Below are 16,884 nucleotides of genomic sequence, written 5' to 3' on the forward strand. Positions count from 1 at the left end.
CGAGGCCCGCGGCATCGACACCCCCCGCATCTGGACCGCCGAGCGCGATCAGCAGATGTGGAACGACCTGCAGGGGTAAGGCGATGCGCGACCCGTTCCTGACGATGGCCCTGAACAATGCCTGGGCGAACGCGACGCTCTACCGGGCGCTGTCGGGGCTGTCGGAGGACGGGTTCGCGGCCCCGCGCCCGGGCTTCTTTCCGTCGCTGAAGGAAACGCTCAACCATATCTGGCTGGTCGATCTTTACTATATCGACGCGCTGGAAGAGGCGGGCGAGGGGCTTGCGGTCTATGACCGGCCCGAACAGGACAGCATGAGCGCGCTGGCAAGCGCGCAGGCCGAGGCCGATCTGCGCCTTGCGCGGTTCTGTCAGGCGTTGACGCCCGCGATGCTGGACGCGCCGCGCGCGACGCAGCGCCCCGAAGGGCCGGTGACCGAGCGGGTCGGGCCGATCCTGCTGCATCTGTTTCAGCACCAGATCCATCACCGGGGTCAGGCGCATACGATGGTGGCCGATGCCGGAATCGCGCCGCCGCAACTGGACGATTTTCACCTTGAATACGGCCGCGTGCCCAGCGCGCAGGCCTATTTCGGCTGACGGAGGAGCCCCGATGTTCGACGACCGCTACACGCTTGCCTACAAGCTTTATCCCTACGAGAAATCCGCCGATCAGGATCTCGACACCCCCGTCCGGCACCCGGTCGTGGTGGTGGGCGGCGGGCCTATCGGTGTCGCCACGGCGCTGGATCTGGGCCAGCAGGGGATCCCGGTTCTGGTGCTCGACGACCACGAAGGCGTCGGCATGGGCTCGCGTGCGATCTGTTTCTCGAAGCGCTGCCTCGAAGTCGCCGACCGCTATGGCTGCGGCACGCCGATGGTGGAAAAAGGCGTGACGTGGAACCTGGGCAAGGTCTTTCATCGCGACCATAAAGTGTTCGAATTCAACCTTCTGCCCGAGGATGGCCATAAATACCCGGCCTTCATCAACCTGCAGCAGCCCTATTTCGAAAGCTTCATGATCGAACGCCTGCGCGCGCTGCAGGCCGAGGGCGCGCCGATCCAGCTGCGCGGCAAGAACCGCGTCGATGCGATCGAGGTGAAGGACGACCATGTCGTCCTGACGGTGATGACCCCGGACGGCCCCTATACGGTCGAGGCCGACTGGCTGGTCGCCGCGGACGGCGCGAACTCGCCCCTGCGCGACAAGCTGGGGCTGGGCTTTACCGGCAAGGTGTTCAAGGACAGCTTCCTGATCGCCGATATCCGCATGAAGGGCGACGTGGATTTCCCCACCGAACGCTGGTTCTGGTTCGAGCCCAGCCATGGCGAGGGCGCCTCGATGCTGCTGCACCGCCAGCCCGACAATGTCTGGCGCGTCGATTTCCAGATCGGCTGGGATGTCGATCGCAAGGAAGAGATGAAGGAAGAGAATATCCGCCGCCGTCTCGACGCCTTCCTGAAGGGCGTGGAATACGACATGGTCTGGTCGTCGATCTACACGTTCCAGTGCAAGCGGATGGAAAGCTTCCGCCATGGCCGCGTGTTCTTTGCCGGGGACGCGGCGCACCAGGTCTCGCCCTTCGGCGCGCGGGGGGCCAATTCGGGCATTCAGGACGTCGACAATCTGGGATGGAAGCTGGGGCTGGTCATCAGCGGCAAGGCGCCCGAGGCGCTGCTCGACAGCTATTCGGCCGAGCGCGAGCATGGCGCGGACGAGAATATCCTCAACTCGACCCGGTCGACCGATTTCATCACGCCCAAATCCGAGACATCGAAGATCTTCCGCGACGCGGTTCTGGCCCTGTCGGACAAGCACGATTTCGCCCGGCCCTTCGTCAATTCGGGGCGCCTGTCGGTGCCCTGCTATTATGACGGGCTGCCGCTGAACGGCGCGGACGACCTGCCCGGCGGCCCGGCCCGCGCGCGCCCCGGCGCGCCGTGCCCGGACGTGCCGCTGGGCGACGGGTTCCTGATCGAGCGGCTGGGCGCGCGCAAGGGGGCGGCGTTCCAGATCCTTGCCGTGGATGCCGAGGTGCCCGAGACCTTCAGCGCGCACGGGCTTGATCTGGAGGTCGTGAAAGTCTCGGCCGCCGACGCGCCGCTTCTGCGCGAGCGCTATCTGGGCGAGGCGCGGTCGGCCGTCTACCTGATCCGCCCCGACCAGCATGTCGCCGCGCGCTGGGAGACCTGGGACGACCGGGCGGTCGCGCAGGCGCTGGGTCGCGCGACGGGGCATGACATCGGCAAGGAGCAGTGAGAATGGGACAGCTGAACACCACCCGCAACGTGGCGCGCGCCGACGACGTCTATCAGATGCTGATCGACGCGCATGAGGGCAAGACGAAGGACGAAAGCGACGCGTTCAACGCGCGGCTAATCCTGACGCTGATCAACCATATCGGCGACGAGGCGGTGATCGCCGAAGCGCTGTCCGTGGCCGAGGGCTGAGCAGGCCCGAAGGCGGCCGAAGCGCGCTCCACCCGCCCACCCCCGCGCGCTTCGGCCGCCGCCCAATTCCGGCGGCGCGCGGGCGGCGAGGGCGCGGCCGAGTATTTTCGGCAGCGTGAAGGGGGAGGGCGCAAAAGCGGTCCCGGTGGTCGCTGATGGTCGATTGGCGCGGGGCAGGGCCGCTAGGGTGGCGCGAACATCCTTTCGGAGCGCGCGTCCATGTTTCTGTCCGTCTTCGACATCTTCAAGATCGGCGTCGGCCCGTCATCCTCGCATACGATGGGGCCGATGGTTGCCGCCGCGCGCTTTCTCGACCGGCTGCGTGGATCGCCGTTTCAGCCGCATGGCCTGCGGGCCTCGCTGCATGGGTCGCTGGCCTTTACCGGCGTCGGTCACGCGACCGACCGCGCGGTGATCCTGGGTCTTGCGGGTTTCGTGCCCGAGAGCTTCGACGCCGCGCGCGCGGATGCCGTCATGGCCGAGATCGCCGCGACGAAACAGGTGAACCCGCCCGACCTGCCGGCGATGCGCTTCGATCCCAAGGAGGACCTGATCTTCGATTACGGCCCGGCCCTGGCGGGGCATGCCAACGGGATGATCCTGATGGCCACCGATGCGCAGGGCGACGTGATCGCGCAGGAGACCTATTACTCCATCGGCGGCGGATTCGTCGTTACCGAGGCCGAGTTGCATGCCGGCGAGAACGGTCCGGGCGCGGTGCCGGTGCGCTATCCGTTCGAGAGCGCCGAGGCCATGCTGACGATGGCGCGCGAGAGCGGGCTGTCGATTGCCACGATGAAGCGCGCCAACGAGTTGACGCGACGCAGCCCCGAGGAGCTGAAAGCGGGGATCGCGCGGATCTGGTCGGTGATGAATGCCTGCATCGAGCGCGGGCTCGAGGGCGAGGGCATCCTGCCCGGCGGGCTGAAGGTGAAACGGCGCGCGCGCGGCATCCATCAGGCGCTTCTGGCCGAACGGGGCCTGAACCTGACCGCGCCGCATGTGATCAACGACTGGATGTCGGTCTATGCGATGGCCGTGAACGAGGAAAACGCCGCCGGCGGGCAGGTGGTGACGGCGCCGACCAACGGGGCGGCGGGCGTGGTGCCGGCGGTGATCCGCTACTGGCTCGATCATGTGCCGGGCGCGTCCTCGGACAAGATCGAGGATTTCCTGCTGACGGCCGCGGCGATCGGCGGGCTGATCAAGCACAATGCCAGTATCTCGGGCGCGGAATGCGGCTGCCAGGCCGAGGTCGGCTCGGCCGCCTCGATGGCGGCGGCGGGGCTTTGCGCGGTGATGGGGGGCAGTCCCGAACAGGTCGAGAACGCCGCCGAGATCGCGCTCGAGCACCATCTGGGCATGACCTGCGACCCGGTGAAGGGGTTGGTGCAGGTCCCCTGCATCGAACGCAACGGGCTGGGCGCGATCAAGGCGGTCTCGGCGGCCTCGCTGGCCCTGCGCGGGGACGGGGCGCATTTCATGCCGCTCGACAATTGTATCGAGGCGATGCGACAGACTGGCGCGGATATGAGCGAGAAATACAAGGAAACGGCGCTGGGCGGGCTGGCGGTCAACGTGCCCAATTGCTGAAGCGGGCAGGGGGGCTTTGCCCCCCGGTTCGGGCTGCGCCCGACCCTCCCCCCAGGATATTTGTGGAACAAAGATGAGGGGCGCCGAAAAGGTCAGGCTTTCGCGCGATATCGGATAAGTGCCAGCATGTGGCAGTTATCTAGGGCGTTCAGGCGAGATCGGGTCGGATTTGTGAAAGAGCAGGCCAGGAGGGCGCCTCTGCCAGTCCCGCCAGCAGGGCATCGAGCGACGCAACGGGGATCAGCAGCAGCATTTGCGGCGCGGCGGGGGCGAGGCTGACGGGACCCGTCCGCGCTGCATTCGAGGTGCCGATACGCCCCAGCGGATCGAAGCGCAGCGGATCGGTCGGCCATTCGAGCCCGTTCGAGGCGCAGCGCAGCGGCGCCAGCGGGTAAAGCGAGACGCGGGTGCCGGGATCGAGCCGCAGGTCCAGCTCGGGCGGGCAGAGCAGGCACAGATCCTCGCCGGTATCGAGAATGAGGCGTCGCTCGGGGTTGCGCGCGAGCGTGCTCATCGCGGCCAGCGTATGGTCGAGCCGCGCGCCGGTGAATCCCACCGCGATCAGCACCGGCGCCGAGACCGCCGCCAGCACCTTGTCGAAATCGGTGGTCTCCTGATCGGGATCGTGGTGGATGCGCCCGGGGCCGAGCGTCTCGCGCGCGGCATCCGAGAGCGAATCGAGATCGCCGACCACCAGATCGGGCCGGTATCCCAGCGCCAGCGCCGCATCCGCACCCCCATCCGCCGCCACCAGGTGCGGCGCCACCGAGAGCGCCCGCCTGAGCGATTCCCCGCCCGGCGCGCCCCCGCCGATCAGGGTGATGCCCTGCGTTTTGGTCATGAGAACCGACATGGCCGCTACATGTCGCGATGGCCCGGCGCTTGTCAATTGGGGCAGGGCCGGGCAAGCTTGGCCACAATCCGATCAAGAAATTACCTTGGGCGCTCCTTACTGGCGCACCCTTGAGGCAGTCAAAGTCGAGCCTGAGATGTAGACCTCGAAATCATTGAGGGTTGAAAAGCGTATGGTCGGTCCGAGCAAAATCCTGACGGTGTCCTATGGGACCTTCTCGTGCACCCTCGAAGGGTTCGACGAGCCGTTCAGCACGATGAAGGCGATCGCCGAGTATTTCCGCGACCTCGCCGCCGAGGACCGCTATTTCGGCGCCGAGCCGCCGACGCCCGATGCCGAGATGCTGCACAAGATCGCCGAGCGCGAGATCAAGCGCAGGGTCGAGGCGAGCATCCAGGAAAACGGCGTCGTGCTGCGTCCGCAGATCGAGGCGGCGCAGGCGGAAGAGGAACAGTCCGAACAGGACCCGGCGGAGGAAAGCAGCGAGGGCCGCCCCGACGGGGAAGCGCCGCGCCATGCGGCCAGCGCCCGGACCCTGGCCGCCGCCGATGCGGTCGAGGCCGCGGCCAGCCGGGGGGACAGCCAAGCCGAGGCGGGCATGGACGAGAGCGGCCAGCTTGGCGATATCTCGGCCAAGCTGCAGCGGATCCGCGCCGCCGTCGCGCAGGTGCGTGCCGCCGAAGAACAGGACGCGCCGCAAGAGAGCCTTAAGGACGCCGTTCAGACCGCGATCCACGCGGAAGACGATGACGACGCCGGGGCGCAAGGCGAATGGGATGCCCCTGAAGCGCTGGTCGATACGCCCGTCGAGTTGCAGGCGAACCAGCCGGGCGCCGATACCGAGACGCTTGCGCAGTCCGCGTCCTTTGAGGCCGAGCAGACCGAAGCGTCGACGCCCTGGGCGGCCGAGGGCTGGATCGATACCGCGTGGGAGCAAGGCCCTGCCGCGCCCGCCTTCGAGCCCGAAACCGTCTCGCAGGATGGCTGGTCGCAGGATGACGGCCAAGGCCCGGACGGGGGCTGGCAGGACGAGAGCGTTTCCGGCGCCGCGCCGTATCCCGCCCCGCAGAACGCTTATTTCGGCGACAATCAGGTCTATGCCGATCGGCAATTCGACGCCGGTCAGTCCGCGCCTGCCATGAGCGACGCGACCGGCTACGCCGCTTCCTATGAGCCCGCGCCGTTCGACGCCGCGCCGCTTTATGGCTCGATGGAGGAACTGGCCGACGAAACCGCCGATGGCGATGCCGCTGCGGAAGAAGCGGCCCGTATCGAGGCTGAGCGTCTTGACGCCGAGCGGCTGGAGGCCGAACGCCTTGAAGCGGCCCGTCTGGAAGCCGAGCGAGTGGCCGCCGAGGAAGCGGCGCGTCTGGAGGCGGAGCGCCTGGCGACCGAGGAAGCGGCGCGCCTGGAGGCCGAGCGTCTGGCGGCCGAGGAAGCCGCGCGTCTGGAGGCCGAGCGACTGGCCGCCGAGGAAGCCGCACGTCTGGAGGCCGAGCGTCTGGCCGCCGAAGAGGCCGCGCGTCTGGAGGCGGAGCGTCTGGCCGCCGAGGAAGCGGCGCGTCTGGAGGCCGAGCGTCTGGCGGCCGAAGAGGCCGCACGTCTGGAGGCGGAGCGTCTGGCCGCCGAGGAAGCTGCGCGTCTGGAGGCCGAGCGTCTGGCGGCCGAAGAGGCCGCACGTCTGGAAGCTGAACGTCTGGCAAAAGAAGAGACCGACCGGCTGGAGGCCGAGCGCCGGGCCGCGGAAGAGGCCGCGCGGCTTGAAGACGAGCGGCAGGCTGCTGCCGTCGCCGCCCGGCTGGCGGAAGAAGGTTCGATGTCTGACATTGAAATGTCAGACGACCTTCCGGGCGAAGAAGAGGTGGTCGCCGCCGAAGCTGCGCGCCTGGCCCATGAGCGCGACGCCGCCTTCGAGAACGCCCCGGAAGCCTCTGACAAAAAAGACGAAAGCACCGAAGGTCGCGACGACGAGAGCGAGCGTTTCGCCGCCGAGCGTCAGCGTCTGGAAGCGCAGATCCGCGCCGAGCTTGCGGCGCGCGACAACTGGGGGGACGCGGCTGCTCCGAAAGCGGATGCCGAAACGCCCGCCGCGCCGCGTCAGGGGCGCCGCGTTGTGATCGTGCGCCCGGGCCCGCGTCCCGCCGCGCAGGCCCGGCCCGAGCCGGAACAGGCGCCCGAACCCGCGCGCCCGGACAGCACCGAAAGCGTGCGTGCCACGATGGCCGCCTTCGCCGAAGACGGTTTTGCCGATGAAGAGGCGCTGACCGAGGCCCCCTCGGCCGCTGAACAAAAGGACGACGCTGTCCCCGCCGCCGAAGCGCATGCCGATACCCGCACCGGGGTCGAGGACGGGGCCGAAAACGGGGCCGAAAACGGGGCCGAGGACGAAGACGACGACATCGAGGCCCGCGTCGCCCGGGCGCTGGGCGATACCGGTCTTGCCGCCGAGGAAGAGGCCGCGCTGGTCGCCGAGCTCGCCGCGGTCGAGCGGGAATCGGAAACCGCCCGCCGCGCCGAAAGCGAGCGCCGCGCGCTGCTGCGCGGCGAGGCCGCCGATGCCGCCGTCGACCGGCTGATCATCCAGGCCGACACCGAATTGTCGAACGAGGACGCCCAGCGCCGCCAGTCGACGCTGAGCCACCTGAAAGCCGCCGTCATCGCCACCCGCGCGGACGAGGAAGCGGGCTCGGCCCGCAACCCCGAAGTCGCCCAGCAGGCCGAGATCGCCCGCTACCGCGCCGATCTGGAACGCTCGGTGCGCCCCAACGGGGACGAGGCCGCCGACGAGGGCAGCCCGCGCCGTCCGCAGCGCCCGGTGACCCAGCGCACCCAGCGCCCGCGCAGCGCCCAGCCGCCCCTGGTTCTGGTCAGCGAGCAGCGGATCGACCGGCCCGCCGAGACCGAGCTCGTCCGCCCCCGCCGGATCAATACCGGCGCTCTCGCGGTCGAGGAATTGTTCGACGAGGACGCCCCCGCGACACCGATGCCACGGGGCAAGGCCTTCGACGATTTCGTCGGGCCCATGCATCTGACCACCCTTGCCGAACTGACCGAGGCCGCTGCGGCCTATATCACGCATGTGGAGGGGCTCGAGGAATTCTCGCGCCCGCAGGTGATGCGGCATGTGGTTTCCACCAACCTGCCGATGACGCGCTCGCGCGAGAACCTGCTTCGCACCTTCGGTCTGCTGATGCGCCAGGGAAGCCTGGCGCGTTCGCGTCGCGGCCAGTTTCAGCTTGCCCCCGGATCGGAATTCGCCGAACAGGCGCGCCGCTTCGCCGGGCAGTGACCGCCCGCGACAAACGGGCCGGTCAACGAAAACGGGCGCCGATCCCTCGGCGCCCGTTTCGCGTTACAGCTCGTCGTCCGGCCTGTCGTCGGGGTCGGCCTGCCCGACGCCCTTGAACACCGCTTTCAGGGGCAGCGCCCAGACCACGCCCAGCGCGGCATAGATCGCCAGCTCCAACAGGATCGGCGGCCGGTCGAACAGGTTCACAAGGCTGATCGCCACGACGATATAGAGCGGCAGCGCCACCAGCAGGACCAGAAGCGACAGCCGCCGCCGTGCTTTGTACGACAGCGCCATGATCAATCCGCGAACGGGTCGGTGACGAGGATCGTGTCCTCGCGCTCGGGGCTGGTCGAGACCAGCGCGACGGGGCACTGGATCAGCTCTTCGATGCGGCGGATATACTTGATCGCCTGCGCCGGCAGATCGGCCCAGGACCGCGCGCCGACGGTCGATTCCGACCAGCCGTCCATCTCTTCATAGACCGGCGTGCAGCGCGCCTGGCTTTCCGAGGCGATGGGCAGGTAATCCAGCCGCTGGCCGTCCAGCTCGTAGCCCACGCAGATCTTCAGCACGTCGAAGCCGTCGAGCACGTCGAGCTTCGTCAGCGAAATGCCCGACACGCCCGAGGTCGCGCAGGTCTGGCGCACCAGCGCCGCGTCGAACCAGCCGCAGCGGCGCTTGCGACCTGTCACGGTGCCGAACTCATGGCCCCGCTCGCCCAGCCGTTGGCCGACCTCGTCGTTCAGCTCGGTCGGGAAGGGGCCTTCGCCCACCCGCGTCGTGTACGCTTTCACGATGCCCAGGACGTAATCGATCGAGGTCGGACCGACGCCCACCCCGGTCGCCGCCTGTCCGGCGATGACGTTGGACGAGGTGACGAAGGGATAAGTCCCGAAATCGATGTCCAGAAGCGCGCCCTGCGCCCCTTCGAACAGGATCCGCTTGCCCGCCTTGCGCGCCTCGGTCAGCACTTTCCAGACCGGCGCCGCATAGGGCAGGATCTCGCCCGCAATGGCGGTCAGATCGGCGAGCAGCCGTTCACGGTCGACAGGCTCGATGCCCAGCCCCCGGCGCAGCGGGTCGTGGTGCTGTAGCGCGCGGTCGATCCGCGCGGCCAGCGTCGCGGGATCGGCCAGATCGGCCACCCGGACCGAGCGGCGACCGACCTTGTCCTCGTAGGCCGGGCCGATGCCGCGCCCGGTCGTGCCGATCTTCGTGCCCTTCGAGGCCGCCTCTTCGCGCGCGCGGTCCAGTTCGCCGTGGATCGGCAGGATCAGCGGCGTGTTCTCGGCAATCATCAGCGTCTCGGGGCTGATCTCGACGCCCTGCTCGCGGATCTTGGCGATCTCGGACACCAGGTGCCAGGGGTCCAGAACCACGCCATTGCCGATCACGGACAGCTTGCCGCCCCGCACCACGCCCGAGGGCAGCGCGTTCAGCTTGTAGACCTTGCCGTCGATGACAAGGGTATGGCCGGCATTATGGCCCCCCTGAAAGCGCGCGATCACATCCGCGCGCTCGCTGAGCCAGTCGACGATCTTGCCCTTGCCCTCGTCGCCCCATTGGGCGCCCACGACAACCACGTTGGCCATGACGGAGTCCTTCCCCGGTTTGGTGAAACCGTGCGTTCTATAACGATGCGCGCGCGCGGGTGAAACAGTCTTTTCGGGCCGCGCGCGCTTTCGCCCCACGCTGCGTGCCGGTGAGCAAAGGCCGGCCGGTCTTGAGCCGATCACATCGAGGGCATAAACCCTAGCGGGGCGGCGCGGAGCCGCCCGCAGGGAACAAGGAGGACGCCGCATGATCGCCTATGTCACCGTCGGCGCGGACGACATGGCGCGTGCCCGCCGCTTCTACGATGCGCTCCTGCCCGCGCTGGGCTACGGGCTCGACGAAGGCCCCGAGGGGCTGAGCTACGCGCTGCCGGTCCCGCCCGGTCAACGCCCCGTTCTGCCCGATTTCTACGTCAAACCCCCGTTCGACGGCGCCCCGGCCAGGGCAGGGAACGGGACGATGGTCGCCTTCCTGGCGCGCAGTCAGCAACAGGTGCGCAGGCTCCATGCCGCCGGTCTCGAGGCCGGGGGCACGGATGAAGGCGCGCCGGGCTTCCGCGCCGACTATGGCGCAGATTTCTACGTGGCCTATCTGCGCGACCCGCAGGGCAACAAGATCGCGCTCTTCTCCAACGACCCCGACGAGCCGGGCCGCGACGACTGACAACCGGAACTCGCGCTAGCCACGTGGCCGGATCTCCTCCGTGCCGGCCCCTCGGCGCATCGGCGACGTTTACTCGAACCAAGGGTGCGGGGCGGACAGGGTTCGGCCCGCGCCGCGTCCCCCTTTCATTCTGCCACAAATACTCATGCGACCGCCCCACCCGGGATGACGCAGGGACGAGGGCGCCGCACAGACGCGGTCCGCTCACACCCCCGTGCAGGCCGTTCCTCTGGACAGCGTGCCGCCTCTTGGGCACCTATGGGGACACCGTTTCAAAAGGTTTTCCCGTATGCCCTTTCTCATCCGCTGGCTCATCGCCTTCGTCCTGGTCGCCGCCACCTGGAACCCCACGCCGTGGAATTTCACCCGCTGGGCGCTCGATACCGGGACCACGCAGCTGCCGGTCACGGTGCTGGCGGGGCTGATCCTGCTCATTGGCTGGATCATCTATCTGCGCGCGACGCTGCGCTCGATCGGGCCGCTGGGGATGGCGCTGGTCGCTGCCGTCTTCGCCGCGCTGATCTGGGTGCTGGTCGATTACGGCATCATCGACATTTCCGATCCCGGGCTGAACGCATGGCTCGGGATCCTGATCGCCTCGCTGGTGCTGGGGATCGGGCTGAGCTGGTCGATCGTGCGGCGGCGAATCAGCGGGCAGGCGGATGTGGACGATGTCGATGTCGAGTGACCCCGCCAATGCCATGCTCAGCTACCTGACCTTGGGTACGGGCGATCTGGACCGCGCGCAGGATTTCTACGACGCCGTGCTGGGTGCGCTGGGCTATACCCGGCTTGAGAACGACGCGCATGGGCGGGGATATGGCCTGCCCGGCGCTTCCCATAGCGGCTTCTGGATCAACGAGCCCTATGACCGCCGCCCCGCCGGTGCCGGGAATGGTACCATGGCCTGTTTCAACGCGCCCTCGCGCGCGGCAGTGCGGGCATTTCACGCGGCGGGCCTTGCCCATGGCGGCCGCGACGAGGGCGCGCCGGGTCTGCGCGATTACGGCCCGCATTTCTACGCCGCCTATCTGCGTGACCCCGATGGCAACAAGCTGTCGGCGGTCTGCGAGGCGCCGGAATGAGGCCACGCGCGCCTGATCGCGGCTGAAACACGCGGCCACAGGCGGGCCAAGGGGCTTGCGCCCCCAAATTGAGCATCATAGATAGGCGCGAACCGAGACAAAGGCCGCCCCATGCAGACTGTCGTCCTGATCATCCACCTTCTCCTCGCGCTGTCGCTGATCGGCGTCGTGCTCTTGCAGCGCTCGGAAGGCGGTGGATTGGGGATTGGCGGCGGTGCGATGGGGCCGCAGGCCGGGCGTCCGCCGCTGACCGGGCTGGCCAAGCTCACCTGGGGCTTCGCGGCGGCTTTCATCGTCACCTCGCTGGCGCTGACCGTGATCGGCGCGTCGAATTCCGCCGAGACCTCGGTGCTCGACCGGCTGGGTGGCGGGGCCGAGACCGCGCCCGCCGGCGACACGCCGTCGATCCCGCTGCCCGACATCCAGCTGCCGCCCTCGGGCGACCAGCCGGCGCTGCCGCCCGCCGGGGACGAGCCCGCGCTGCCGCCCGCCGAGGCCCCGGTACAAGCTCCGGCAGAGGCACCCGCCGAGGCTCCCGTTGAGGCTCCGGCCACCGACGCTGCGCCGGAAGCTGCCCCCGAAACCGCCCCCGAAACGGCGCCCGACGCCGCGACCGGGACGGGCGACGAGACCGCGCTGCCGCCGGTTCCGGCCGAGTAACCACCACAGACCCCTCCGAATCCCGGTGTCCCGGATCCAGGCGATCCGGGCCGCTCAATCCGACTTTTTCAACCCACATTTTGGGCCCAGCGCCCTGTCCGCTCAGCATGTTGCGTCCGTATTGCGGATCGCGCGGGATTGCGCTATAGCTCGACTCCCGTGATCCGGCCATTCTGGGCGGCGACGAACACGGGAGTTTCCGAACATGGCGCGCTACGTTTTCATCACCGGCGGTGTGGTGTCGAGCCTTGGTAAAGGCCTGGCCTCGGCGGCGTTGGGGGCGCTTTTGCAGGCCCGTGGCTTCACCGTGCGCCTGCGCAAGCTCGATCCCTATCTCAATGTCGATCCCGGCACGATGTCGCCCTTCGAGCATGGCGAGGTCTTCGTCACCGATGACGGCGCCGAGACCGATCTCGACCTTGGCCATTACGAACGTTTCACCGGCGTGCCCGCGCGCAAGACCGATTCGGTGTCCTCGGGGCGGATCTATTCCAACGTGCTCGAGAAAGAGCGTCGCGGCGATTACCTCGGCAAGACGATCCAGGTCGTTCCGCATGTGACCAACGAAATCAAGGACTTCCTTGCCGTCGGTGATGACGAGGTCGATTTCATGTTGTGCGAGATCGGCGGCACTGTCGGCGATATCGAGGGCCTGCCCTTCTTCGAAGCCATCCGCCAGTTCATCCATGAACGCCCGCGCGGCCAGTGCATCCTGATGCATCTGACGCTGCTGCCCTATCTGGCGGCGAGCGGAGAGCTGAAGACGAAACCCACCCAGCACTCGGTCAAGGAACTGCAATCGATCGGCCTTGCACCCGACGTGCTGGTCTGCCGGTCCGAACATCCGATTCCGGAAAAGGAACGCGCCAAGATCGCGCTGTTTTGCAACGTGCGTCCCGATGCCGTGATCCCGGCCTATGACCTGAAGACGATCTACGAGGCGCCGCTCGCCTATCATCGCGAGGGGCTGGATCAGGCGGTTCTGGATGCCTTCGGCATCACCCCGGCGCCGCGTCCCAACCTGACGCGCTGGGAAGACGTGATGGACCGTCTGACCCATGCCGAGGGTCAGGTCCGCGTGGCCATCGTCGGCAAGTACACGCAGTTGGAAGACGCCTATAAATCCATCGCCGAGGCGCTGACCCATGGCGGCATGGCCAACCGCGTGCGGGTCAAGGCCGAATGGATCGATGCCGAGCTGTTCGAGACCGGCGATCCCACCGCCGTGCTGGAAGGCTTCCACGCGATTCTCGTCCCCGGCGGCTTTGGCGAGCGCGGGACCGAGGGCAAGATCCGCGCCGCGCAATGGGCGCGCGAGCGCAAGATCCCCTATCTGGGGATTTGTCTGGGGATGCAGATGGCGGTGATCGAGGCCGCGCGCAATCTCGCCGGGATCAAGAATGCCGGGTCCGAGGAATTCGACCACGAAGCCGGCGCCAAGCGCTTCGAGCCGGTGGTCTATCACCTGAAGGAATGGGTGCAGGGCAATTACAAGGTCCAGCGCTCGGTCGGGGACGACAAGGGCGGCACGATGCGGCTGGGCGCCTATGACGCGGCTCTCAAGGCCGATTCGCTGGTCGCGCAGGTCTATGGCGCGACAGCCATCGAGGAACGCCACCGCCATCGCTACGAGGTCGATATCCGTTACCGCGAGCAGCTCGAGGAAAAGGGTCTGTGCTTCTCGGGCATGTCGCCCGATGGTCGCCTGCCCGAGATCGTCGAGCACAAGGGCCATCCGTGGTTCATCGGCGTGCAGTTCCACCCCGAGCTGAAATCGAAACCCTTCAAGCCACACCCGCTGTTCGCCGATTTCGTGCGCGCGGCGGTCGAGGTCTCGCGGCTGGTGTGACGATCCGGACCGCTGTCCAAGGGGGCGATTTCGGCGGGCGATTTGGCGCTTTGCAGATCGCTTCCCGCATGGGATGATCCGGCGTCATGAGCTTGATTGGCGCCTATCTTCTTCTGTCTGCCATCGCGCTTGTCGGCGCACTCGCCGGGGGGCTTGCGGTGGCGATGCGCGTGGCCCCGTATCGCGGGACCAATCCCGATTTGCCCCTCACCACGCGGCTGGCGATCTTTGCCACGACGGTTGTGGCCGCGCTGCCGCTTCTGGCGGTGTTCCTCGGCCTGATCGACATGACGGGGCTGGCAACCTACGGGCTGCTTGCGCTGACTTTGGGAGCGGGGGCGCTGATGCTGATCGTGCCGCCCGCGCGGCTGCCGCGATCCGAACCGGCGATTCTGGCTGCGCTTGCCGTTGCGGCGATCTGCGCGGCGGCGGCGCTGTTTTCGGCCAGCGTGCAGCTGCGCGACGCCCGAGACCGCGTCCATCGTGCCTGCGGCGCCGCCACCGACACGATTCTGGCCGAGCGGGCCTGCCGGGCGCATGTCGACAGCGTCCTGTCCTTGCCCGAGGGGATCGAGGCGCCGTGACGCGCGGCCCCTGAAGGCTAGCCCCTGAAGCCCGCCCGCGCCCGTGATCAGACCATCATTTCCTTGGTCGCCGTCAGCTTGACGCCCGGATGGTCGCGTTCGATCCGGTCGATGTCCCATTGCAGGCGCGTCAGGTAGACCAGATCGCCGTCATGGTCTGTCGCAATGTGCTGTTTGTTGACGTTGACGACCTTCTCGACCGCCGCCTTCTCGCCCGAGATCCAGCGCGCCGAGGTGAATTGCGAGGGCTCGAAACGGACGGGCAGGCCGTATTCCAGCTCGATCCGCGAAGCCAGCACCTCGAATTGCAGCGCGCCCACGACGCCCACGATGAAACCCGACCCGATGGACGGCTTGAACACCTTCGCCGCGCCTTCCTCGGCGAATTGCATCAGCGCCTTTTCCAGATGCTTGGCCTTCAGCGGGTCGCCCGCGCGGCAGGTCTGCAACAGTTCCGGGGCGAAGGACGGGATGCCGGTGAAGCGCACCGCCTCGCCTTCGGTCAGCGTGTCGCCGATGCGAAGCTGGCCGTGGTTGGGGATGCCGATGATGTCGCCCGCCCAGGCCTCTTCCGTCAGCTCGCGGTCCGAGGCGAGGAACAGCACCGGGTTCGACACCGCCATCGGCTTGCCCACCCGCACATGCTGCAGTTTCATCCCGCGCTGGAAATGGCCCGAGGCCAGCCGCACGAAAGCGACACGGTCGCGGTGCTTGGGGTCCATGTTGGCCTGCACCTTGAACACGAAGCCCGTGACCTTGGTCTCTTCGGGGCCGATCTGGCGCTTGTCGGTGTTCAGGGGCTGCGGCTCGGGGCCGAATTCAGCCATGCCCGCCATCAGTTCGCGCACCCCGAACGAGTTGATCGCCGAGCCGAACCAGATCGGCGTCATCGAGCCGTTCAGCACCTGCTCGCGGTCGAAGGCGGGCAGCAGTTCGCGCGCCATCTCGACCTCTTCGCGCAGCGTCTCCAGCATCGCGGCCGGGATATGCTGGGCCAGTTTCGGATCGTCCAGCCCGCTGATCTTGACGCTTTCGCCCACCCGGTTGCGGTCGGCGCGATCCATCAGTTCCAGCCGGTCGTGCAGCATGTCGTAACAGCCCAGGAAATCGCGGCCCTGGCCGATCGGCCAGGACGCGGGCGTCACGTCGATGGCAAGGTTTTCCTGGATCTCGTCGATGATCTCGAACGTGTCGCGGCTTTCACGGTCCATCTTGTTGCAGAAGGTCAGGATCGGCAGGTCGCGCAGGCGGCAGACCTCGAACAGCTTCTGCGTCTGACTTTCCACGCCTTTCGCGCCGTCGATCACCATGATGGCCGCGTCAACCGCGGTCAGCGTGCGATAGGTGTCCTCGGAAAAGTCCGAGTGACCGGGCGTGTCGACAAGGTTGAACCGGTAGGTTTCGAAATCGAACGACATCGCCGAGGCCGAGACCGAGATCCCGCGATCCTTCTCCATCTGCATGAAGTCCGAGCGCGTGCGCCGGGCCTCGCCCTTGGCGCGCACCTGGCCCGCCATCTGGATCGCGCCGCCGAACAGCAGGAACTTTTCGGTCAGCGTGGTCTTGCCGGCGTCGGGATGCGAGATGATCGCAAAGGTCCGGCGGCGGGCGATTTCAGGCGGAAGGGTGGGGCGATTGTCCAGCATGCCGCGCCTGTAGCTCAAAGCGCGCAAGGTGTCCATTGGCGCGTGCTGCAGGCCCGGCGGGCGGTCAGTCCGCCCGTCAGGCGCGTTCGGGCGTCTGGGGGATGACCAGCGTGTCGGGCCGCGCGGGCGGCGCTTGCAGCATCCGCAGCGAAAGGGCGCAGACCCCCTCGGAATTGCACGGCGCCGGGGGCGTCGACGCCACGGCGATGGAGCCGTTCAGGGTCAGGGTAAGCAGCGTGGCAAGGGCAAGGGCGGTACGGGTCATGGGGCAGGTCCCGGCTGGATCGTGGCAGGCAAGGCAAGGCGCCTTCGGTTGCAGGGAGAACCCGCCACCCGACCGGCAAGTTCCGGTGCCGGCGCGAAAATTCCGGCGCCGGCCTGCGGGGCCCGCCTCTGGCGACTGCGTTCCGTCTCAGTTCCGGCCTGTCTCTGCGGTGACGGCCGATGCGCGCAGAGCCAGCCCCTCGGGCCGTTGCGGGGGCGGGGTCAGCATCCGCAGCGGCAGCGCGCAGACCGCATCGTTGCGGCAGGGCGCGGTTTCAATCGGGTCCATTTCACCCTCCATGGCTGCGGCGAGCGAGCCATCGAGCGACAGGGTGAGCAGGGCGGCCAGGGCAAGAGGCAGGCGAGTCATGGCGGGTCCTTCTGGGCAAAG

General features: G+C 67.8%; 17 protein-coding genes. 11 read left to right on the top strand and 6 right to left on the bottom strand.

The window, feature by feature from the left end; genetic code table 11:
* Nucleotides 1-83 precede the first annotated feature (83 nt).
* The 4 genes from C4N9_RS20060 (at nt 84) to C4N9_RS20075 (ending at nt 4,043) form a co-directional block, all read left to right on the top strand.
* On the top strand, nt 84-599 hold the full coding sequence (locus C4N9_RS20060; protein ID WP_109535125.1) for a DinB family protein: 516 nt from the start codon (nt 84-86) through the stop codon (nt 597-599).
* Between the two features lie 13 nt (nt 600-612).
* The gene (locus tag C4N9_RS20065) at nt 613-2,259 is read left to right on the top strand and encodes an FAD-dependent oxidoreductase (RefSeq protein WP_109535126.1); all 1,647 of its coding nucleotides are present in this window, start codon (nt 613-615) and stop codon (nt 2,257-2,259) included.
* A 2-nt stretch (nt 2,260-2,261) separates the two neighbouring features.
* On the top strand, nt 2,262-2,450 hold the full coding sequence (locus C4N9_RS20070) for a DUF2783 domain-containing protein (RefSeq protein WP_109535127.1): 189 nt from the start codon (nt 2,262-2,264) through the stop codon (nt 2,448-2,450).
* A gap of 219 nt (nt 2,451-2,669) precedes the next feature.
* Nucleotides 2,670-4,043: an L-serine ammonia-lyase gene (locus C4N9_RS20075; protein ID WP_109535128.1), complete on the top strand. Its 1,374-nt coding sequence runs from the start codon at nt 2,670-2,672 to the stop codon at nt 4,041-4,043.
* Nucleotides 4,044-4,191: 148 nt separating this feature from the next.
* Here C4N9_RS20075 and C4N9_RS20080 read toward each other — a convergent pair whose 3' ends face one another.
* Nucleotides 4,192-4,884 carry a thiamine diphosphokinase gene (locus C4N9_RS20080; protein WP_109535196.1) on the bottom strand — a complete coding sequence of 231 codons (693 nt, stop codon included), beginning with the start codon at nt 4,882-4,884 and terminating at the stop codon, nt 4,192-4,194.
* 184 nt (nt 4,885-5,068) lie between these two features.
* Here C4N9_RS20080 and C4N9_RS22145 point away from each other — a divergent pair, with 184 nt between their 5' ends.
* Nucleotides 5,069-8,185, top strand: coding sequence for a hypothetical protein (locus tag C4N9_RS22145; RefSeq protein ID WP_109535129.1), 3,117 nt, complete (start codon nt 5,069-5,071; stop codon nt 8,183-8,185).
* A gap of 63 nt (nt 8,186-8,248) precedes the next feature.
* Here the strand turns inward: C4N9_RS22145 and C4N9_RS20090 are convergent, their stop codons facing one another.
* Complete coding sequence (locus tag C4N9_RS20090; protein ID WP_109535130.1) at nt 8,249-8,482, bottom strand: DUF2842 domain-containing protein; 234 nt, start codon at nt 8,480-8,482, stop codon at nt 8,249-8,251.
* 2 nt (nt 8,483-8,484) lie between these two features.
* The gene (locus C4N9_RS20095) at nt 8,485-9,780 is read right to left on the bottom strand and encodes an adenylosuccinate synthase (RefSeq protein ID WP_109535131.1); all 1,296 of its coding nucleotides are present in this window, start codon (nt 9,778-9,780) and stop codon (nt 8,485-8,487) included.
* A 208-nt stretch (nt 9,781-9,988) separates the two neighbouring features.
* Here C4N9_RS20095 and C4N9_RS20100 point away from each other — a divergent pair, with 208 nt between their 5' ends.
* The 6 genes from C4N9_RS20100 to C4N9_RS20125 all read left to right on the top strand — a co-directional run bounded on the left by C4N9_RS20100 (nt 9,989) and on the right by C4N9_RS20125 (nt 14,583).
* Nucleotides 9,989-10,405 carry a VOC family protein gene (locus C4N9_RS20100; protein ID WP_109535132.1) on the top strand — a complete coding sequence of 139 codons (417 nt, stop codon included), beginning with the start codon at nt 9,989-9,991 and terminating at the stop codon, nt 10,403-10,405.
* Nucleotides 10,406-10,694: 289 nt separating this feature from the next.
* Nucleotides 10,695-11,093 carry a DUF6524 family protein gene (locus C4N9_RS20105; protein WP_109535133.1) on the top strand — a complete coding sequence of 133 codons (399 nt, stop codon included), beginning with the start codon at nt 10,695-10,697 and terminating at the stop codon, nt 11,091-11,093.
* Nucleotides 11,077-11,490 carry a VOC family protein gene (locus tag C4N9_RS20110; RefSeq protein WP_342748833.1) on the top strand — a complete coding sequence of 138 codons (414 nt, stop codon included), beginning with the start codon at nt 11,077-11,079 and terminating at the stop codon, nt 11,488-11,490. The genes C4N9_RS20105 and C4N9_RS20110 overlap by 17 nt, the downstream gene beginning before the upstream one ends.
* Nucleotides 11,491-11,601: 111 nt before the next feature.
* Entirely contained in the window at nt 11,602-12,150 is a 549-nt protein-coding gene (gene secG, locus C4N9_RS20115; protein WP_109535134.1) for a preprotein translocase subunit SecG, read from the top strand.
* A gap of 205 nt (nt 12,151-12,355) precedes the next feature.
* On the top strand, nt 12,356-13,999 hold the full coding sequence (locus C4N9_RS20120) for a CTP synthase (RefSeq protein ID WP_109535135.1): 1,644 nt from the start codon (nt 12,356-12,358) through the stop codon (nt 13,997-13,999).
* Between the two features lie 86 nt (nt 14,000-14,085).
* Nucleotides 14,086-14,583, top strand: coding sequence for a hypothetical protein (locus C4N9_RS20125; protein ID WP_109535136.1), 498 nt, complete (start codon nt 14,086-14,088; stop codon nt 14,581-14,583).
* Nucleotides 14,584-14,630: 47 nt separating this feature from the next.
* On the opposite strand, the gene C4N9_RS20130 is transcribed toward C4N9_RS20125, so the two are convergent.
* The 3 genes from C4N9_RS20130 to C4N9_RS20140 all read right to left on the bottom strand — a co-directional run bounded on the left by C4N9_RS20130 (nt 14,631) and on the right by C4N9_RS20140 (nt 16,863).
* Nucleotides 14,631-16,229 carry a peptide chain release factor 3 gene (locus C4N9_RS20130; RefSeq protein ID WP_109535198.1) on the bottom strand — a complete coding sequence of 533 codons (1,599 nt, stop codon included), beginning with the start codon at nt 16,227-16,229 and terminating at the stop codon, nt 14,631-14,633.
* 76 nt (nt 16,230-16,305) lie between these two features.
* Nucleotides 16,306-16,494, bottom strand: a complete 189-nt coding sequence (locus C4N9_RS20135) for a hypothetical protein (RefSeq protein WP_109535137.1) — start codon at nt 16,492-16,494, stop codon at nt 16,306-16,308.
* Between the two features lie 147 nt (nt 16,495-16,641).
* Nucleotides 16,642-16,863 carry a hypothetical protein gene (locus C4N9_RS20140; RefSeq protein ID WP_109535138.1) on the bottom strand — a complete coding sequence of 74 codons (222 nt, stop codon included), beginning with the start codon at nt 16,861-16,863 and terminating at the stop codon, nt 16,642-16,644.
* Between the last annotated feature and the right edge of the window lie 21 nt (nt 16,864-16,884).

The sequence above is a fragment of the Pararhodobacter marinus genome, assembly GCF_003122215.1.
GTDB classification, from domain to species: domain Bacteria; phylum Pseudomonadota; class Alphaproteobacteria; order Rhodobacterales; family Rhodobacteraceae; genus Pararhodobacter; species Pararhodobacter marinus.